The organism is Chromobacterium subtsugae (genome assembly GCF_035919665.1).
Lineage (GTDB): Bacteria > Pseudomonadota > Gammaproteobacteria > Burkholderiales > Chromobacteriaceae > Chromobacterium > Chromobacterium subtsugae.
The window spans coordinates 88,478-104,843 of record NZ_CP142381.1; the positions used below are offsets into that span (position 1 = coordinate 88,478).

Annotated in this window: 17 protein-coding genes and 1 pseudogene; 9 read left to right on the forward strand and 9 right to left on the reverse strand. The window is 66.5% G+C overall.

The annotated features are described in order from the left end of the window. Positions 1-11: 11 nt before the first annotated feature. From U6115_RS00370 to U6115_RS00385, 4 genes are all read right to left on the reverse strand, one after another. Complete coding sequence (locus U6115_RS00370) at positions 12-590, reverse strand: c-type cytochrome (RefSeq protein WP_146008404.1); 579 nt, start codon at positions 588-590, stop codon at positions 12-14. Positions 591-653: 63 nt separating this feature from the next. Next, complete coding sequence (locus tag U6115_RS00375; protein WP_043572730.1) at positions 654-1,073, reverse strand: DUF6691 family protein; 420 nt, start codon at positions 1,071-1,073, stop codon at positions 654-656. Beyond that, on the reverse strand, positions 1,070-1,501 hold the full coding sequence (locus U6115_RS00380) for a YeeE/YedE family protein (protein WP_043572734.1): 432 nt from the start codon (positions 1,499-1,501) through the stop codon (positions 1,070-1,072). The genes U6115_RS00375 and U6115_RS00380 overlap by 4 nt, the downstream gene beginning before the upstream one ends. 2 nt (positions 1,502-1,503) lie before the next feature. Then, positions 1,504-1,812: an ArsR/SmtB family transcription factor gene (locus U6115_RS00385; protein WP_043572737.1), complete on the reverse strand. Its 309-nt coding sequence runs from the start codon at positions 1,810-1,812 to the stop codon at positions 1,504-1,506. Between the two features lie 94 nt (positions 1,813-1,906). Here U6115_RS00385 and U6115_RS00390 point away from each other — a divergent pair, with 94 nt between their 5' ends. The 5 genes from U6115_RS00390 (at position 1,907) to U6115_RS00410 (ending at position 6,398) form a co-directional block, all read left to right on the forward strand. Continuing rightward, on the forward strand, positions 1,907-2,263 hold the full coding sequence (locus U6115_RS00390) for a carboxymuconolactone decarboxylase family protein (protein WP_043572739.1): 357 nt from the start codon (positions 1,907-1,909) through the stop codon (positions 2,261-2,263). Positions 2,264-2,348: 85 nt separating this feature from the next. After that, positions 2,349-4,259, forward strand: a complete 1,911-nt coding sequence (locus U6115_RS00395; protein WP_043572741.1) for a B12-binding domain-containing radical SAM protein — start codon at positions 2,349-2,351, stop codon at positions 4,257-4,259. 142 nt (positions 4,260-4,401) lie between these two features. Continuing rightward, positions 4,402-5,052, forward strand: coding sequence for an MBL fold metallo-hydrolase (locus U6115_RS00400; RefSeq protein WP_043572743.1), 651 nt, complete (start codon positions 4,402-4,404; stop codon positions 5,050-5,052). Continuing rightward, positions 5,052-5,369 (forward strand): MGMT family protein, encoded by a 318-nt coding sequence (locus U6115_RS00405; protein WP_043572746.1) that lies wholly within the window; start codon positions 5,052-5,054, stop codon positions 5,367-5,369. The genes U6115_RS00400 and U6115_RS00405 overlap by 1 nt, the downstream gene beginning before the upstream one ends. A gap of 246 nt (positions 5,370-5,615) precedes the next feature. Further along, positions 5,616-6,398, forward strand: coding sequence for an outer membrane protein OmpK (locus U6115_RS00410; protein ID WP_043572748.1), 783 nt, complete (start codon positions 5,616-5,618; stop codon positions 6,396-6,398). A 96-nt stretch (positions 6,399-6,494) separates the two neighbouring features. On the opposite strand, the gene U6115_RS00415 is transcribed toward U6115_RS00410, so the two are convergent. Further along, entirely contained in the window at positions 6,495-8,081 is a 1,587-nt protein-coding gene (locus U6115_RS00415) for a GGDEF domain-containing protein (protein ID WP_230623331.1), read from the reverse strand. 117 nt (positions 8,082-8,198) lie between these two features. On the opposite strand from U6115_RS00415, the gene U6115_RS00420 reads away from it, so the two are divergent. Then, complete coding sequence (locus U6115_RS00420) at positions 8,199-10,073, forward strand: ribonuclease catalytic domain-containing protein (protein ID WP_043572750.1); 1,875 nt, start codon at positions 8,199-8,201, stop codon at positions 10,071-10,073. Between the two features lie 59 nt (positions 10,074-10,132). Here the strand turns inward: U6115_RS00420 and U6115_RS00425 are convergent, their stop codons facing one another. Continuing rightward, positions 10,133-10,282: a hypothetical protein gene (locus U6115_RS00425; protein WP_155294733.1), complete on the reverse strand. Its 150-nt coding sequence runs from the start codon at positions 10,280-10,282 to the stop codon at positions 10,133-10,135. 101 nt (positions 10,283-10,383) lie between these two features. Here U6115_RS00425 and U6115_RS00430 point away from each other — a divergent pair. Continuing rightward, positions 10,384-10,884, forward strand: a pseudogene (locus U6115_RS00430) (AMP-binding enzyme); the annotation flags it as partial. A gap of 21 nt (positions 10,885-10,905) precedes the next feature. On the opposite strand, the gene U6115_RS00435 reads toward U6115_RS00430, so the two are convergent. Continuing rightward, on the reverse strand, positions 10,906-11,727 hold the full coding sequence (locus U6115_RS00435; RefSeq protein WP_043572754.1) for an HDOD domain-containing protein: 822 nt from the start codon (positions 11,725-11,727) through the stop codon (positions 10,906-10,908). 223 nt (positions 11,728-11,950) lie between these two features. On the opposite strand from U6115_RS00435, the gene U6115_RS00440 reads away from it, so the two are divergent. Both U6115_RS00440 and U6115_RS00445 read left to right on the forward strand, forming a co-directional pair. After that, on the forward strand, positions 11,951-13,579 hold the full coding sequence (locus U6115_RS00440; RefSeq protein ID WP_047237855.1) for a methyl-accepting chemotaxis protein: 1,629 nt from the start codon (positions 11,951-11,953) through the stop codon (positions 13,577-13,579). 83 nt (positions 13,580-13,662) lie between these two features. Continuing rightward, the gene (locus U6115_RS00445) at positions 13,663-14,403 is read left to right on the forward strand and encodes a glycoside hydrolase family 16 protein (RefSeq protein ID WP_043572761.1); all 741 of its coding nucleotides are present in this window, start codon (positions 13,663-13,665) and stop codon (positions 14,401-14,403) included. Positions 14,404-14,451: 48 nt separating this feature from the next. On the opposite strand, the gene U6115_RS00450 is transcribed toward U6115_RS00445, so the two are convergent. Together U6115_RS00450 and U6115_RS00455 are read right to left on the reverse strand one after the other, a co-directional pair. Then, positions 14,452-15,273, reverse strand: coding sequence for a class I SAM-dependent methyltransferase (locus U6115_RS00450; RefSeq protein ID WP_043573085.1), 822 nt, complete (start codon positions 15,271-15,273; stop codon positions 14,452-14,454). A 404-nt stretch (positions 15,274-15,677) separates the two neighbouring features. Next, positions 15,678-16,349 carry an META and DUF4377 domain-containing protein gene (locus U6115_RS00455; RefSeq protein ID WP_080509517.1) on the reverse strand — a complete coding sequence of 224 codons (672 nt, stop codon included), beginning with the start codon at positions 16,347-16,349 and terminating at the stop codon, positions 15,678-15,680. Positions 16,350-16,366: the final 17 nt, after the last annotated feature.

A 16,366-nucleotide genomic window follows, 5' to 3' on the forward strand; every position in this document is an offset into this window, starting at 1 on the left:
TCTTTTGTCGGCTACATGCCCGGAAGGTAGGCGAGCACGGCCTTGATGTCGTCCTCGCTCATGGTTTTGACGATTTCCTGCATCTCCGCCGCCGCCGGCCGCTGCGACACGTCGAATACCCGCAGCTGGCTTTGCAGATAGGCGGCATGCTGGCCGGCCAGCCGCGGTGCCGTCGCGTTGCCCTCGCCGCGGTCGCCGTGGCAGGAGAAACAGGGCGGCGTGCCCACCGCCAGATTGCCCTCGCGGAACAGCTTGGCGCCGGCGGCGACGAGCTTGGGATCGGCCCCGGCCGCCGCGTTGGCCGCCGGCGCGCGCGCGGCGAAATACGCGGCCGCGCTCCGGATGCCGGCATCATCCAGCTTGGCCAGCGCCGCGCGGTGCGCCGCCTTGTCGTCGCGCTTGCCGTCGCGGAACAGCAGCAGCTGCTGCTCCATATAGACCGCCTGCTGGCCGGCCAGCCGCGGAAACTGCGGCGAAGCGCCGTTGCCGTCGGCGCCGTGGCAGCTGCCGCACAGCTCCGCCGGCCGCGGCGCCGCCAACGCGGCCGCCGCCCACATCCATCCCAGCACCATCCATCCCGCGGTTTTCACTCTGCGCGCTCCATTGTCGATGACGTCTGGATTATACGCGCCGAGCGCGCGGATTTCCCGCCGCTAGCTCCGGCGCCGCGCCCAGCGGCCATGCAGCGCCATGCCCGCCAGCATCGCCGCGGCGAATAGCATCCCGGCGCCGGCGCCGCTGCCGGCCAATACCAGCGCCGGCCCCGGGCAAATGCCAGCCAGCCCCCAGCCGGCGCCGAAAATCAGGCTGCCCAGGATCAATGGCCGGTCGATCCGCCGAACGGCGGGCAGCTGCATCGGCCCGCCCAGCAGCGCGCGCTCGCGGCGCCGCGCCAGCGCGAAGGCCGGCAGCGCTGTCGCGATGGCGCCGACCATCACCAGCGCCAGCGACGGATCCCAGCGGCCGGCGATATCCAGAAAGGCCAGCACCTTAGCCGGATTGGCCATGCCGGCCAGCAGCAGTCCCAGGCCGAACAACAGGCCGGCGCAGCCTGCGCTTGCGAGCGATTTCATAGCACGCCTCCATCACGCATCAGCCAGACGACGGCGAACCCCGCGGCCATGAAGGCCAGCGTGGCCGCCAGCGAACGCGGCGACAGCCGCGCCAGCCCGCACACGCCATGGCCGCTGGTGCAACCGGAGCCGAGCCGGCTGCCGAACCCCACCAGCAGGCCGGCGGCGATCAACAGCCAGGGCCGGTGATCCAGAGCGATGGCTGGCGGCGCGGCGCACAGCCGGTATGCCCAGGGCGACAGAACCAGGCCGGCGACGAAAGCCAGCCGCCAGCCCTTGTCGCCGCCGGGCGAGAGCAGCTGGCCGACAATGCCGCTGATCCCGGCCACCCGGCCGTTCAGCAGGATCAGCCAGGCGGCGGCCAAGCCGATCAGCATGCCGCCGGCCAGCGCGCTCCAGGGCGTGAAATGACTCCAGTCCAGCTGCATGGCTACTCCTTGGGACAGTACAACTGATAGAGGGTGGCCAGCACGCTCAGCGCGTTCGGGTCGGCCACCGCGTAGAAAATGCGCTTGCCGTCGCGGCGGGTGGCGACCAGGCCCTCGTTGCGCAGCACGCCCAGCTGCTGCGACAGCGTGGGCTGGCGGATGCCCACCGCCTGCTCCAGCTCGCCGACCGATTGCTCGCCCTGGCTGAGCTGGCACAACAACAGCAGCCGGTCTTCGTTGGACAAGGCGCGCAGCAGGCCGCAAGCCTGGCCGGCGGCGGCGCGCATCATGGCGATGGTGGGAGACGGCATGGAAAACTTTCTTTCGGATTAGACACTTGACTACAATATATCAATTGATATTATATAAATCAATATATCTTAACCCGCAGATGGAGCGACGATCATGAGCAGCGAAATCCACTACCCCGAACTGACCCACGCCATCTCCCAACACCTGGCCACCTTGCGCGCCGACGTGCCGGACGTGATGCAAGCCTTCAACGACCTGGGCCGCGCCGCCAGCCGCGACGGCGCGCTGGACAGGAAAACCAAGGAGCTGATCGCGCTGGCACTGGGCGTGGCCGCGCGCTGCGACGGCTGCCTGGGCTTTCACGCGCAGGCCTTGGTCAAGCTGGGCGCCAGCAAGACGGAAGTGGAAGAGGCGCTGGCGATGGCCGTCTACATGGGCGGCGGCCCTTCTTTGATGTATTCCGCCAACGCCCTGGAGGCCTTTGAGCAGTTCAGCGCCAAGACCGCCTAGTCTCGCATCGTTTGCTGTGGGACAATCGCACGCAGCCGGGCCTGAGCCCGGCTATGCTTTTTGAACCACCCGCCGGATTTTTCGCATGTCTGCCAGCTCCCTGCGCGTGCTGTCGCTCATCCCGCCGATGACGCAGCTGAACACGCCCTACCCGTCCACCGCCTATCTGACCGGCTTTTTGCGTTCGCGCGGCGTCACGGCCTCGCAGGAAGACCTGGCGCTGGCGCTGGTGCTGCAACTGTTCTCGCGCGCCGGCATGCAGACGCTGCGCGAGCATGTGCAACGCATCCCCATGCGCCAGCGCACCGACTGCATGATGCAGTTCGACATCTCGTACGAACGCTACGCGGCGACGATAGACGCGGTGATCGGCTTTTTGCAGGGCCGCGACGCCACGCTGTCCTACCGCATCGCCGGCCGCAACTACCTGCCGGAAGGCCCGCGCTTCGCCGCGCTGGACGTGTATATGGACCCGGACGATCCGGACGGCGGCGACCCCCTGGCCTGGGCCTTCGGCGCGCTGGGCAGCCAGGACCGCGCCCGCCACCTGGCCACGCTGTACCTGAACGATATCGCCGACGTGCTGCGCGAGGCGGTGGACCCCCGCTTCGAGTTTGTCCGCTACGCCGAATCGCTGGCGCTGTCGCAGCCGACCTTCGAGCCGCTGGCCAAGGCGCTGGCGGCGGCGCCCAACTGGGTGGACGACACGCTGGACGCGCTGACCCGCGAAGCGATGGCGACGCACCGGCCGCAGCTGGTGCTGATCTCGGTGCCCTTCCCCGGCGCGGTGTACGCGGCCTTTCGCATCGCCCAGACTATCAAGCGCCACTGGCCGGAAGTCAAAACCTGCCTCGGCGGCGGCTACCCCAACACCGAGCTGCGCGAGCTGGCCGAGCCGCGCGTGTTCGACTACTTCGACTATGTGACGCTGGACGACGGCGAGCGGCCGCTGCTGGCGCTGATGGAACACATCGAGGGCAAACGCGGCGTCAGCCGCCTGGTGCGCACCTTCCTGCGCCAGGACGGCGCGGTGCGCTATGTGAACATGCAGGAGGCCGACGTGCCGTTCTCCGAGGTCGGCACCCCCACCTGGGACGGCCTGCCGATAGACCGCTACCTGTCGCTGCTGGACATGCTGAACCCGATGCACCGGCTGTGGAGCGACGGCCGCTGGAACAAGCTGACCATCGCCCACGGCTGCTACTGGAAGAAATGCAGCTTCTGCGACGTGACGCTGGACTACATCTCGCGCTACGAGACGGCGTCGGCCGAGCTGCTGGTGGACCGCATCGAGGCCATCATCGCCGAAACCGGCCAGACCGGCTTCCACTTCGTCGACGAGGCCGCGCCGCCCAAGATGCTGAAGGCGCTGGCCGAGGAGCTGCTGCGGCGCAAGCTATCCATCTCCTGGTGGGGCAATATCCGCTTCGAGAAATCGTTCACGCCCGAGCTGGCGCAGTTGCTGGCGGAATCCGGCTGCATCGCCATTTCCGGCGGCCTGGAAGTGGCGTCCGACCGCTTGCTCAAGCTGATGAAAAAGGGCGTGTCGGTGGAGCAGGTGGCGCGCGTCACCCATGGCTTCGCCGAGGCGGGCATCCTGGTGCACGCCTACCTGATGTACGGCTTCCCCACCCAAACCGAGCAGGACACGGTGGACGCGCTGGAATACGTGCGCCAGCTGTTCGACAACGGCTGCATCCAGTCGGGCTTCTTCCACCGCTTCGCCTGCACCGTGCACTCGCCGGTGGGCCAGAATCCGGAAGAATACGGCGTCAAGCTGGTGCCGCTGCCGAAAGGCGACTTCGCCAAGAACGACGTCGGCTTCATCGACCCCACCGGCACCGACCACGAGCTGATGGGCCGCGGCCTGAACAAGGCTTTGTACAACTTCATGCACGGCATCGGCCTGGATGGCGACGTGCGCGGCTGGTTCGACGTGCGGGTGCCCAAGCCAAAAGTGCCGCGCCAGTTCATCGAGCGGGCGCTGTACGCGTAGGTCGGATGCCCGGCATCGCCGGGCGATCCGCCGCGCCGGCGCGGCCAGTGGCGAAACGCCCGCCCGGCGGGCGCGGCCACCCCTCCCCAAACCCGGCAGGCCATGCCAGAATGGCAGATTCCGTTTTTCCGCGAGCATAGCCATGGCCTTGAAGCATCACGTCATCCCGGTCACCCCGTTCGCGCAGAACTGCAGCGTGCTGTGGTGCAGCGCCAGCCGCAAAGCGGCCGTCGTCGATGCCGGCGGCGACATCGGGCGCATCCGCGCCTGGATCGACAGCCAGGGGCTGACGGTGGAAAAGCTGCTGTTGACCCACGGCCACATCGACCACGCCGGCGGCGCGGCCAAGCTGGCGGAAGAGCTGGGCGTGGAAATCGAAGGCCCGCAACGCGCGGAAAGCTTCTGGCTGGACCAGCTGCCCACCCAGGGCGGCATGTTCGGCTTTCCGCGCAGCGAGCCGCTAACGCCGGACCGCTGGCTGGAAGAAGGCGATACGGTGACGGTGGGCGAAGAGACGCTGCAAGTCATCCACTGTCCCGGCCACACTCCCGGCCACGTGGTGTTCTACAGCCCGGCGGCCAGCCTGCTGGTGGCCGGCGACGTGCTGTTCCAGGGCTCGATCGGCCGCACCGACTTCCCAATGGGCAACCACCAGCAGCTGATAGACGCGATCCAGCAAAAGCTGTTCATCCTGCCGGACGACACCACCGTCATCCCCGGCCACGGCCCGTTCACCACCATAGGCGTGGAGAAGCGCAGCAACCCCTACGCCGCCGACCCGCGCTACCGCTGATGCCGCCCGAATTCGCCCGCCGCGTGCTGGCGCTGCTGGCCGACGTGCCGCCGGGCCGCGTCACCACCTACGGCGCGCTGGCCGAGCAAGCCGGCTATCCGCGCCACTCGCGCCATGTCGGCCGCCTGCTCGGCAACCTGCCGGAGGGGGTGACCGCGCCTTGGCACCGGGTGCTGGGCGCCGGCGGCAGGCTGTCGCGCCCCGGTAGCCAGCATGCCGACTGGCAGCGGCTGCTATTGGAAGAGGAAGGGGTGGAATTCAATGCCAGCGGCAAGGTATGCCTGCGGATTTTCGGCTGGCCCGACCAGATGGTTTGACTTGAAACAAACCAGAAACTGGTGCGTGCTCAGATACTTATCTTCACGTAGAGATATTTCCATGTGGCATTTCAGCAACAAAATGTAACTTATTTGTCATCTTGCTACAACAAAGCAAACATTCTTTGCAGAAAAGCGACAGAAGCGTGACAAATTGTTTGCACAAGGCCATTTCTACGTCTAATCTGCGCGCGCTCGCCGACAGCTTGTCGGACGGTTACTACATGAAAATAGTCTGGTGAAACAATGAAAACTCGCAAGTCGCTGCTGGCCCTGTCTCTGTTGGCCGCTTCCGCCCTGGCTCACGCCGGTGACTACAACTTTGGCAATGTCAGCTTCAATCAGCTGAACTGGTCCGACACCACCCTGGAGAAGACCCAGGCTGCTCCGTTTGGCGCCAAGCGCAATTTCCAATACCTGGAAGCGGAAGGTGGCATGGGCCGTTCCTGGGGCGACCTGTACGGTTTCTTCGACCTGGAAAACTGGAACCGCAACGACACCGAAATGCCGGCCGGCGATCGTCGCTACACCACCAAGGTCGTAGCTCGTTTCAACCTGGCTGAAGTTGGCGGCGTACCGGTCAAGCTGTACACCCATGTGTACGATACCCGCGGCCACAACTTCTTCGATCAAAACCGCGTACTCGGCCTTGGCACCGACCTGAGCTTCGGCCGCGTATGGTTCAAGCCCTTCCTCGGCATGCACCAAGAACTGAAGTACCAAGTCGGCGCGCACCGCAACGGCTGGATGGCTGGCTATGTTGCTGGTTTCGACTTCACCGCTTTCGGCCAACCGTTCTCCATGACCCAATGGCATGAAACCGAATTCGACCGCTCCGACTACTTCACCACTGTCGCCCAGCCGGGCGGCACCGTGCAGAAGCGCACTGGCCAAAACGGCGCTGTCGCGCTGTGGTGGAATCCGACCAAGGCCTTCACCGCCGGCGTTCAATATCGCTACGCAATCAACAAGCTGGGTGTCGCCGGCAACGAAAATGCGATGATCTACTCGGTGAAGTACAACTTCTAAGCAGAAGAACCTCGCCCGCCTCGCGCGGGCGGGCTGGCGGAGCCGCTCCGCCGCTTGCATGCCCCCGCCACTGCGGGGGCTTTTGTTTTGCGCGCCTCAGCCGCCGCGGCTCTCCACCCGGTTGCGGCCGTTTTCCTTGGCCAGGTACAACATCTCGTCGGCCTGCTGCACCAGGCTGGTGGCGTCTTCGGCGCTGGCCAGCGAGCTGACGCCGGCGCTGAAAGTCTGGCGGAAGGTCCTCTCCCCCACCTGCTGCTCCAGCCGGCAGAAATCCTGCCGCAGCGTCTCCAGCATCTTGCACGCCTTGTCCGCCGGCGTGCCGGTCAGCACGATGGCGAATTCCTCGCCGCCGTAGCGGCCCACCAGATCGGTGCGCCGCAGCCTCTCCTTCAGGAAGCGCGCCAGATTGAGCAGCACCTCGTCGCCGACCTGGTGGCCGTAGTTGTCGTTGACCTGCTTGAAATAGTCGAGATCCAGCATCGCCAGCGACAGCGGCTGCCCGGCGCGGCGGGCGCGCTCGACGGCGCTGTCCAGCTGGCCGTGCAGATGGGAATGGTTGAGCAGGCCGGTCAGGCTGTCATTGGCGATGTAGGAGCGCAGTTTGCGGTAGCGCCGCGCGCGGTTCACCACCGTCACCACCAGCTCTTCCGGCGCCACCGGCTTGGTCAGAAAGCCGTCGATTCCCAGCATCAGCGCGTCCAGCTGCACCGCCTGGCGCTTCTCCACCGACAGGAACACGATGGGAATCCCGTCCAGCAGCCGCTGCTGGCGGATCACCTTGGCCAGCTCGATGCCGTTGCATTGCGGCATGTACATGTCCAGCAGGATCAGGTCCGGATTCAGCCGCTCGATCAGCTCCGGCACCCGCTCCGGGTCGGTCTCGCTGACCGCCTCCACGCCGTGGGCGGCCAGCGCGCGCGAATACAGCCCCGCCAGCGACGCCATGTCCTCGACGATCAGCACCCTGAGCGGGTCGCGCCGCTCGCCGATGTCGCCGAAGCTGAGCAGGTCCACCAATTGGTTGACCTGCAGCGGCCAATCGAGAAAGCCGCTGGCCCCTATCCGCACCGCTTCCAGCCGGGCCGGAAAATCCCGCCGCGGCGAGGTGAGCACCAGCGGACAGCTGCCGCTGATCGCCGGCGCCAACTGCAGGATGGGGTCGCCGTCGGCGAAGTCGGCGAACGCCACCACCGCCGCCGGCGTTTCCTCCTGCAGCGCCTTGGCCAGCTTGGCGGCCTGCGCCAGCGCCAGCGCTTCGTAGCCGAAACAGGCCAGCTGCCTTTGCAGCGGCGCGGCGTCGATGCCGCCGGGCAGCCATAGGTAAAGCAGGGGGTTGCCGCTGCGCTCCGCCGCGTCCTGGCTGCTCGAACCCGCTTGCCGCTCCATCAAACCCAGCTGGCTGACCACCCCCAGATGATGGCGCAGCAGCCCATAGCGTTCCTGCTCGGACGGTTCCGCCTGCTGCTGCAGCCACTGCCGCAGCAGGTCGGCCAGCTCGCGCGCCTCGGCGGCGATGTCGACCCGCCCCACCGAACCCGCCAGCGCCTCCAGCCGCATGGCCAGCGACAGCAGGTGGGCGGCCAGCGGACGCTCCCAGCGCGACACCAGCATGTAGCCGATGCGGTCGATTTCCCGCGCCAGCTGGGTGCGTTGGCCGGGGGAGAGGGGCGCAGCCGGTTTCATGACATCGCCTTCCCGTCGCGATGCGGTTCCGCCCGCATCGCGTGCAAGTTTATGGCGCCTGAGCCGCGGGCGAACTGCTATAATCCGCCCTTAAATTCAACGGCCTGGCATGTTTTGATGAACGTTTTTTACGAAGAGAGCGGCAGTTTCAAGGTTGGCAGCATAGTCTCGCGCAGCGACGCCAGCCTGCAGGTGGATACCCAGCACGGCAAGCGCGCCAAGCTCAAGAGCGCCAATGTGTTTCTGGAGTTTAGCTCCCCGCTGGCGGATTTTCTGCCCGCCGTGGACGCGCTGGCTGCGGACATCGACCTGGACTTCCTGTGGGAATGCAGCCAGGACGACGAGTTCTCCTACCAGGACCTGGCCGCCGACTATTTCGGCCACGCGCCGTCGGCCGTCGAGGCCGCCGCGCTGATCTGCCGGCTGCACGGCGCGCCGATGTACTTCTACAAAAAAGGCAAAGGCCGCTACAAGAAGGCGCCGCAGGACGCGCTGCAAGCCGCGCTGGCCGGCGTCGAGCGCAAGAAGCGCGAACAGGAGCAGATCGACGGCTGGGTCCGCGAGCTGAAAACCGGCGCCCTGCCGGAAGCCATCCGCTCGCAGCTGATGACTCTGCTGTGGCGCCCCGACAAGAACACGCTGGAATACAAGGCCTTCGACCAGGCCAGCCGCGAAACCGGCCTGCCGCCGCTGCGCCTGGCCGACAAGGTAGGCGGCATTCCCTCGGTGCCTGATTACCTGATGGCCGGCTTCCAGATGGAGTACTTCCCCAAGGGCGTCGGCTTCGGCAAGTACGCGCCGCCGGCCGCGCTGCCGGAGCTGCCGCTGGCCTCGGCCCAGGCCTTCTCCATCGACGACGCCAACACCACCGAAATCGACGACGCCTTGTCGGTCGAGGAGCTGCCCAACGGCAACAAGCGCGTCGGCATCCACATCGCCGCGCCGACGCTGGGCGTGCCGGTGGATTCCGACATCGAAAAGATGGTGCTGTCGCGCCTGTCCACCGCCTATTTCCCCGGCGACAAGATCACCATGCTGCCGGACGACGTGGTGCAGGCCTTCACCTTGCAGGAAGGCCGCGCCTGCCCGGCGTTCTCGCTGTACGCCGAGGTGACGCCGGAGTTCGAGCCGGTGGCGTTCGAGAACCGCATCGAGCTGGTGCCGATCGCCGCCAACCTGCGCCACGCCGAACTGGAACAGGTGTTCAATGAGCAGACGCTGGCCAACGATCCGGGCGTAGACTATCCGTTCAAACGCGAACTGGTGTGGCTGTGGCAGTTCGCCGAAGCGCTGGAAAAGCGCCGCGGCAAATACGACCCGACCCGCCCAGTGCAGCACGACTACAACATCGACGTGGTCGACGGCAAAGTGTCCATCACCATCCGCAAGCGCGGCGCGCCGATGGACAAGCTGGTCTCCGAACTGATGATCCTGGCCAACAGCGAATGGGGCCGCATGCTGGCCGAAGCCGACATCCCGGCGATGTACCGCGCGCAAAGCATGGGCAAGGTGCGGATGACCACCCGCCCCGAGCCGCACATGGGCCTGGGCGTGGCCCAGTACGCGTGGAGCACCTCGCCGCTGCGCCGCGCCAGCGACTTCATCAACCAGCGCCAGCTCTCGGCGATGATACGCGGCGAAAAGCCCTTGTTCGCCCAGGGCGACGCGATGCTGTTCGCCATTCTGCGCGACTTCGACGCCACCTACGGCGCCTACCTGTCGTTCCAGGACAAGATGGAACACTACTGGTGCCTGAAGTATCTGCTGCAGGAAAACATCACCGAGCCGACCGCTTCCGTGATCAAGGAAGACCTGGTGCGCATCGACGGCCTGCCGCTGCGCCTGCGCATCCCGGGCCTGCCGGAACTGGCCCGCGGCGACCGCGTGCAGCTGTCGGTGGTGAAGGTGGACCTGCTGACCCAGGAAGTGGAGCTGCGCTACACCGGCCGCCTCGACCACGTCGAAGAGGCCGGCGAGGACGAAGAAAGCTGAGCCCGTCCCCTATCTGACTCCAAGCCGCCGCGCCGCCGGGCCCGGCGGCTTTTTCGCGCTCAAACCAGGAAGGACGCCGCCATGTCCTTGTCGCCGTGGCCTGCGTCCATCGCGCGCTGGAAGCGCCGCAGGCCCGCCGCCGCGCAGTCCAGCTCCATCATGGCGCTGGAAAACTTCGCCCAGGTGGTGGCAGAGGCCCGCGCCGGCACGCCGCTAAAGCCGCGCCGTGGTAGCCACGTCGCTGCCGCTGTACCACGTGTTCGCGCTGGCCATCAATTGCCTGTTGGTCAACCGGCTGGGCGGCCAATGCCTGCTGGACGACGCCGGCCGGCCGATGGCCGACGGCGAGGCCGGCGAAGTCTGCGTGCGCGGCCCGCAGATCATGGCCGGCTACTGGCAGCGGCCGGAAGACAGCGCCAAGGCCTTCCACCCCGACGGCTTCTTCGCCACCGGCGACATCGGCGTGCGCACCGCCGACGGCATGCTCAAGCTGGTGGACCGCAAGAAGGACATGGTGCTGGTATCGGGCTTCAATGTTTACCCCAACGAAGTGGAGGACGTGGTGGCGCGGCATCCGGGCGTGCGCGAGGTAGCCTGCGTCGGCATGCCCGACGCGCGCAGCGGCGAGGCGGTGAAGATCGTGGTGGTGCGCCAGGACCCGGCGCTGACGGTGGACGAGCGGCTGCGCCATTGCCGCGACGCCCTTACCGGCTACAAGGTGCCGCGCCATGTCGAATTCCGCGACGAGCTGCCCAAGTCCAACGTCGGCAAGATCTTGCGGCGCGAACTGCGCGGCGGCCAGGGCGCCTGAAGCGCGCCCGGGCAGGCCGGATCAGAACATGTCGTCGACCTGGGTGCAGGCCTGCTGCAGCGGCTCCATCGCCGCCTCCACCCGCTCCCGGCCCAGCCCCAGCCGCTCCAGCACCCGCTCCGGCAGGCTGACCAGCATGTCGGCCACGCCCATCTCATTGCGGAAGCCCGCCACCAGGAAGGTGGACAGCCCGATCAGCAGCGCGTACGGCGACGCGTCTTCGTTCAGCAGGTCGTGCTGGTTGTAGATCGCCTCCTGGATCGCGTCCGGGAAATTCCAGCGCCGCGCCAGCTCCGCGCCCAGCTCGGTCAGGTCCATGCCCAGCAGCATGCGTTCGGTACTGATGCGCTCGGCGCCGCCGGCGACGATCTTGTCTATCTGCTGCGCCTGCTCCGGCACCGCCACGTACAACACCAGTTCGCCGATATTGGCCAACAGGCCGCAGGTATAGCCAAGCTGCGCGTCCAGGCCCGCCAGCTTGGCCAGCAGCTTGGCGGTGTTGGCCATCGCGAAGCAGCGCGTCCAAAACGCCTTCATGTCGAAGCCGTGGATGCCCAGCGTGGCGCCGGTGACGCCGGAGGCGATCACCAGCACCCTGAGGTTGTCGAAGCCCAGCAGCACCACCGCGTCGTCCAGCGAACCCACCTTGCGGCTGCTGCCGAAGCGCGCGCTGTTGGCCAGCCGCAAAACCCGCGCCGTCAGCACCTGATCGTGGCCGACCTTGTCGGTGATTTCGTCGATCTTGACGTCATTGCGATGGAAACTGGCCACCAGCTCCTGCACCACCTTGGGCACCATAGGCAGCTTGCCCGACGCCTTCTCGAAAATCTCGGCCACTTGCATCACTCGCTCTCCCGTCCGGGTATAGGTGGTTTGAGCTTAGGCAATGCCATGGCGAATGGAAGGGGAAACGCCGCCGGCTGGCCATCGGTACCGTCGCGCGGCCGCCGGCGATGGCAAGAATGAGTTTCCCTATTTGCCGCGCGGCAACTATTTTTCAGCATATGGGGCGCGCCGCGGCTTGGCCCCATCGCCGCGCGGCCTGGCCGCCTCATGGGAGAAACCGATGCTGCACCAACTCTCCGTCAAGCAGAAGCTGCTGGCCGGCTACGGCCTGATGATTCTGATCCTGGCAGCCATCGTGCTGACAGCCATCCTCAAGCTGAACGCCATCCAGGCCAAGGAAGTGGAAATCACCGAAAACCGCTATCCGAAGGCGGCGCTGTGCAACAAGATCGTGCTGGCCACCATGGGCGTGGCGCGCGCGGTGCGCGACGCCATCATCGCCCAGAGCCCGCAGGAAATCGAAGCCAATATCAGCAAGGCGGAGGAGTTGCGCGCGCAGAACACCGCCAGCCTGGAACAACTGGACAAGACCCTGGTGTCCGCCAAGGGCCGCGAAGTCTTCACCCGGGTGCAGCAGGCCCGCGGCGCGCTGTCCGCGCTGTACGCGCCGCTGTATGCGCTGATCCGCGCCAACAAGGACGCGGAGTCGGTCGCCTTTTTGAAGCAGCGCTTCGTGCCGGCCAACGCGGCCTTCGCCCAGACGCTGGACGAGCTGACCGCCTACCAGAACGACAAGGTGCAGCAGGCGCTGGACGACAGCAAGGCCGCCTATAACCAGGCCGTCACCATCATGCTGATCTCCGCCGCCATCGCGCTGGCCATCGCGGTGACGGTGGCGCTGTTCGTCGCCAATCTGGTGACCACCCCGCTGCGCAAATCGGCGCAACTGGTGCGCAACATCCAGCAGGGCGACCTGTCCGGCGCCGACGAGTCGCTGCCCGATTCCCGCGACGAGGCGGTGGAAATCGCCCGCATCATCCAGCACATGCGCCAGGGCCTGCGCGAAGTGGTGTCCAGCATCCAGGACAACGCCAACCAGGTGTCCGACTCGGCCCATGAGCTGGCCAGCATGGCGCAGCAGGTGGCCGGCGGCGCCCAGCGCCAGTCCGAGGCCACCGCCGAGGCGGCGGCCACCATCGAACAGCTGACCGTCAGCATCAACCATGTCGCCGACAACTCAGACCAGGCCTCGCGCCAGGCGCGGGAGGCCGGCGACCTGGCAGGCCGCGGCGGCCACGCGGTGCAGGCCTCGGTGGGCAAGATCCAGTCGGTCAGCAGCGCGGTGGCCGCCACCTCGGAGGAAATGCGCACGCTGACCGGCGAGGTGCAGCGCATCGGCAATATCGTCACCGTGATCCGCGACGTGGCCGACCAGACCAATCTATTGGCGCTGAACGCCGCCATCGAGGCCGCCCGCGCCGGCGAGATGGGCCGCGGCTTCGCGGTAGTGGCGGACGAGGTGAGAAAACTGGCCGAACGCACCGCCAGCTCGGCGCAGGAAATCACCCAGATGATCACCGCCATCCAGCAGGGCGTGGAGAAAGTGGTGGGCAGCATGGAGCAGAGCCTGGCCAGCGTCGACGCGGTCTCCGGCAGCGCGCGCGAGGCCAGCGACTCGATGGAGGAGATCGCCGGCAGCACCCATTCCATCGTCGGCACCATAGGCAACATCACCAGCGCGCTGGGCGAGCAGCGCACCGCCAGCCTCAGCCTGGCGCAGAGCATGGAGCAGGTATCGCAGATGGCCGAGGCCAACAGCGCCACCGTGGAGGAGCTGGCCACCACCTCCAGCGAGCTGAACGCGCTGTCGCACAATCTGCAGAACGTGACCGCGCGCTTCCGGCTGTAGCGGGCCTGTCCTTGCGGCGCGGCGGTCGCCCGGCCGTCATGCCGCCGTGGCACACTGGCGGCGCCATCCCACGGAGCCCCACCATGAAAACTACGCTGCGTAACGCCGCAGTCCTGCTGGCCGGCCTGGCGCTGTGCGGCGCCGCCGCCGCCAAGACCCTGCGTTTTTCCGGTTACGACTGGGAAGTGCGCAATCAGGGCAGCAGCGGCCCCGGCCCCAATGTCTGGGACGACGACAACGCCTGGCTGGACGCCCAGGGCCGGCTGCACCTGAAAATCGCCAAGCGCGGCGGCCAATGGACCGCCGCCGAACTCTACCTGCCGCAGCGGCTGGGCTTCGGCCGCTACCAGTTCAAGCTGATCGGCCGGCCCGACCAGTTCGACCCCAACATCGTGCTGGGCCTGTTCAACTACCCGACGCCCGATGTCGGCCCCGATGGCAGCAACGAGATCGACATCGAATTCTCGCGCTGGGGCAGCTCAAGCAACCCGATGGGCAACTACACCGTCTATCCGGCCCAGGCCGGCCTGCAGTCGACCTCGTACAGCTTCGATTTCGCCCTCAACGGCGGCTACAGCACCCACCGCTTCGACTGGAACGCCGGCCAGGTCTATTACCAGTCGCTGCACGGCTTCCAGGACGGCGACCAGTACCCGATCGCCAGCTGGCGCTTCGCCCCGACCGACGCCGCCCGGCGCGTGCCGCAGCAGCCGCTGCCGGTGCACATCAATCTGTGGCTGTTCCAGGGCAAGCCGCCGGCGGACGGCAAGGAGATGGAAGTGGTGATCCAGGAGTTCAAGTTCGTCCCGGCGGCGGCGCGCTAGGAAGAAAACCGAACGGCGGGACGAACGCCCCGCCGCATTGCGCCGTCATCAGTAGGCGAAGCGCTCGCGCAGGTCCATCAGGTTCAATTCGTCCAGGATGGCCAGTTGGCGCTCGCGGGCGCTGCTCTTGCCCTTGCCGGTCTTCTTGGCGATGATCAGCTCGTTTTTCATCGAGTGCTCCCAGCCGACCAGCTCGGTCACCGTCAACTGGTAGCCGCGCGCCTCCAGCTGCAGGCAGCGCAGCACATTGGTCAGCTGGCTGCCGAATTCGCGGGTATGGATCGGGTGGCGCCACAGCTCGGACAGCGGCGTCTTGCCGAAGGTCTCGTTCTTCTTCTGCCGCAGCGTCGCCGCCACCTCGGCCTGGCAGCAGGGCACCAGCACGATGTACTTGGCGTCCTTGGCCAGCGCGAAGCGGATGGCGTCGTCGGTGGCGGTGTTGCAGGCATGCAGCGCGGTGATGATGTCCACCTGCGCCGGCAGCGCGGCGGAGGTGATCGACTGCTCGACGCTGAGGTTGAGGAAGCTCATGCCGGCGAAGCCCAGCCGCCTGGCCAATTCATCCGACTTGTCCACCAGCTCCTGGCGGGTTTCCACGCCGTAGACATGGGCGCCCGGCTTGTCCTTCAGGAACAGGTCGTACAGGATGAAGCCGAGGTAGGACTTGCCGGCGCCGTGGTCGGCCAGCGTCATCGCGCCCTTGCTGGCCAGCACGTCGGCCATCAACGGTTCGATGAACTGGTACAGGTGGTAAACCTGCTTCAGCTTGCGGCGGGTGTCCTGGTTGATCTTGCCGTCGCGGGTGAGGATGTGCAGCTCTTTGAGCAATTCCAGCGACTGCTGCGGTTTGATTTCGGGAATCAGGCTCATGGCGGCCTCCTGCAATTTCAATGCCGCGATTGTAGCAGAGCGCTCATCCCGCGCCCGAGCCGGAGTCTGCCCGCAATCTTCATCGTCTTGAATCCGCTGCGCGGATAATGATTTTCATAGCCGGGGCTGCCCGGCGAGCAGAGAGGGGATATTTGCTTGGCCAAATATCCCCTCCACCCCTAAAGGCCACCCTGCAAGCCTGGCCTTCGGCTACCCGCCGGGTCCCGTCAGGCCCGAGGCGCGGCTGAACTCGCCCCGCGCTAACGTCGCGGGGCTCAAACAAGCAGCCGCTTAAAACCTCGGGCCTGCCACCCAGCGGCAGGCTTGAAGGGATTCCGGGCGCATCGCATACATGTTGCGCGTCGTCTCTCGCAAGTTCGATACGAAAGATCGCGAACCACCTCTCAGGGCTTCTTCACCACTTCCTGCTCGACCACCAGATCCAGAATCCAGCGGATGGAAGAAGCGTCGGCCGGCGGATTGTCCACCTTCACTTCCTTGATCCGCAGCCGGTAGGCGACGCCGGGCTCGGGCTGGAAGCCTTCGATCTCGCCGTAATGCAGCTCCCACGGCTTGGACTTGTCGTCGCGCACCTGCAGGCATTGCATAGGCGCGACGCCGACGCAGGCCTTGCGCTGCGGCGCGACATAGATGAACTTGATCTCGCCCTGCGGCTGGCGTTCGAAGATCAACGCGTCCTTGCCGTCGGACAACTTCAGCCGCCCGCCGTCCAGGCTGGCCGTCATGCCGGCCTCCAGCTGGCGCGACAGCTTGGCGTCGCGCTGCATCGCCTCGGGCGGGCACATCATCAGCGTCGAGGCCAGCCGTTCGGCGCGCAGCTTGCCGTCTTCCAGCGCGGCCGGACCGAACATGCCGTTGCAGCCGGCCTTGGCGAACAGCCGCTGCTGGTCGATGCGCAGCAAGATGGCCTGCTCGCCGCCATTGGTCTGTTTCCATTCGCCCTGCAGCTCGGCCAGGGAAGGGGGCGCGGCGGAAACGGCGGGCGCGCTCGGCGCGGCGCAAGCGCTCAGCAGGGTCGCGCTCAGGGCCAATAGGGACAAGCGTTGCAGCATCATGATTTCCTGATAAATAA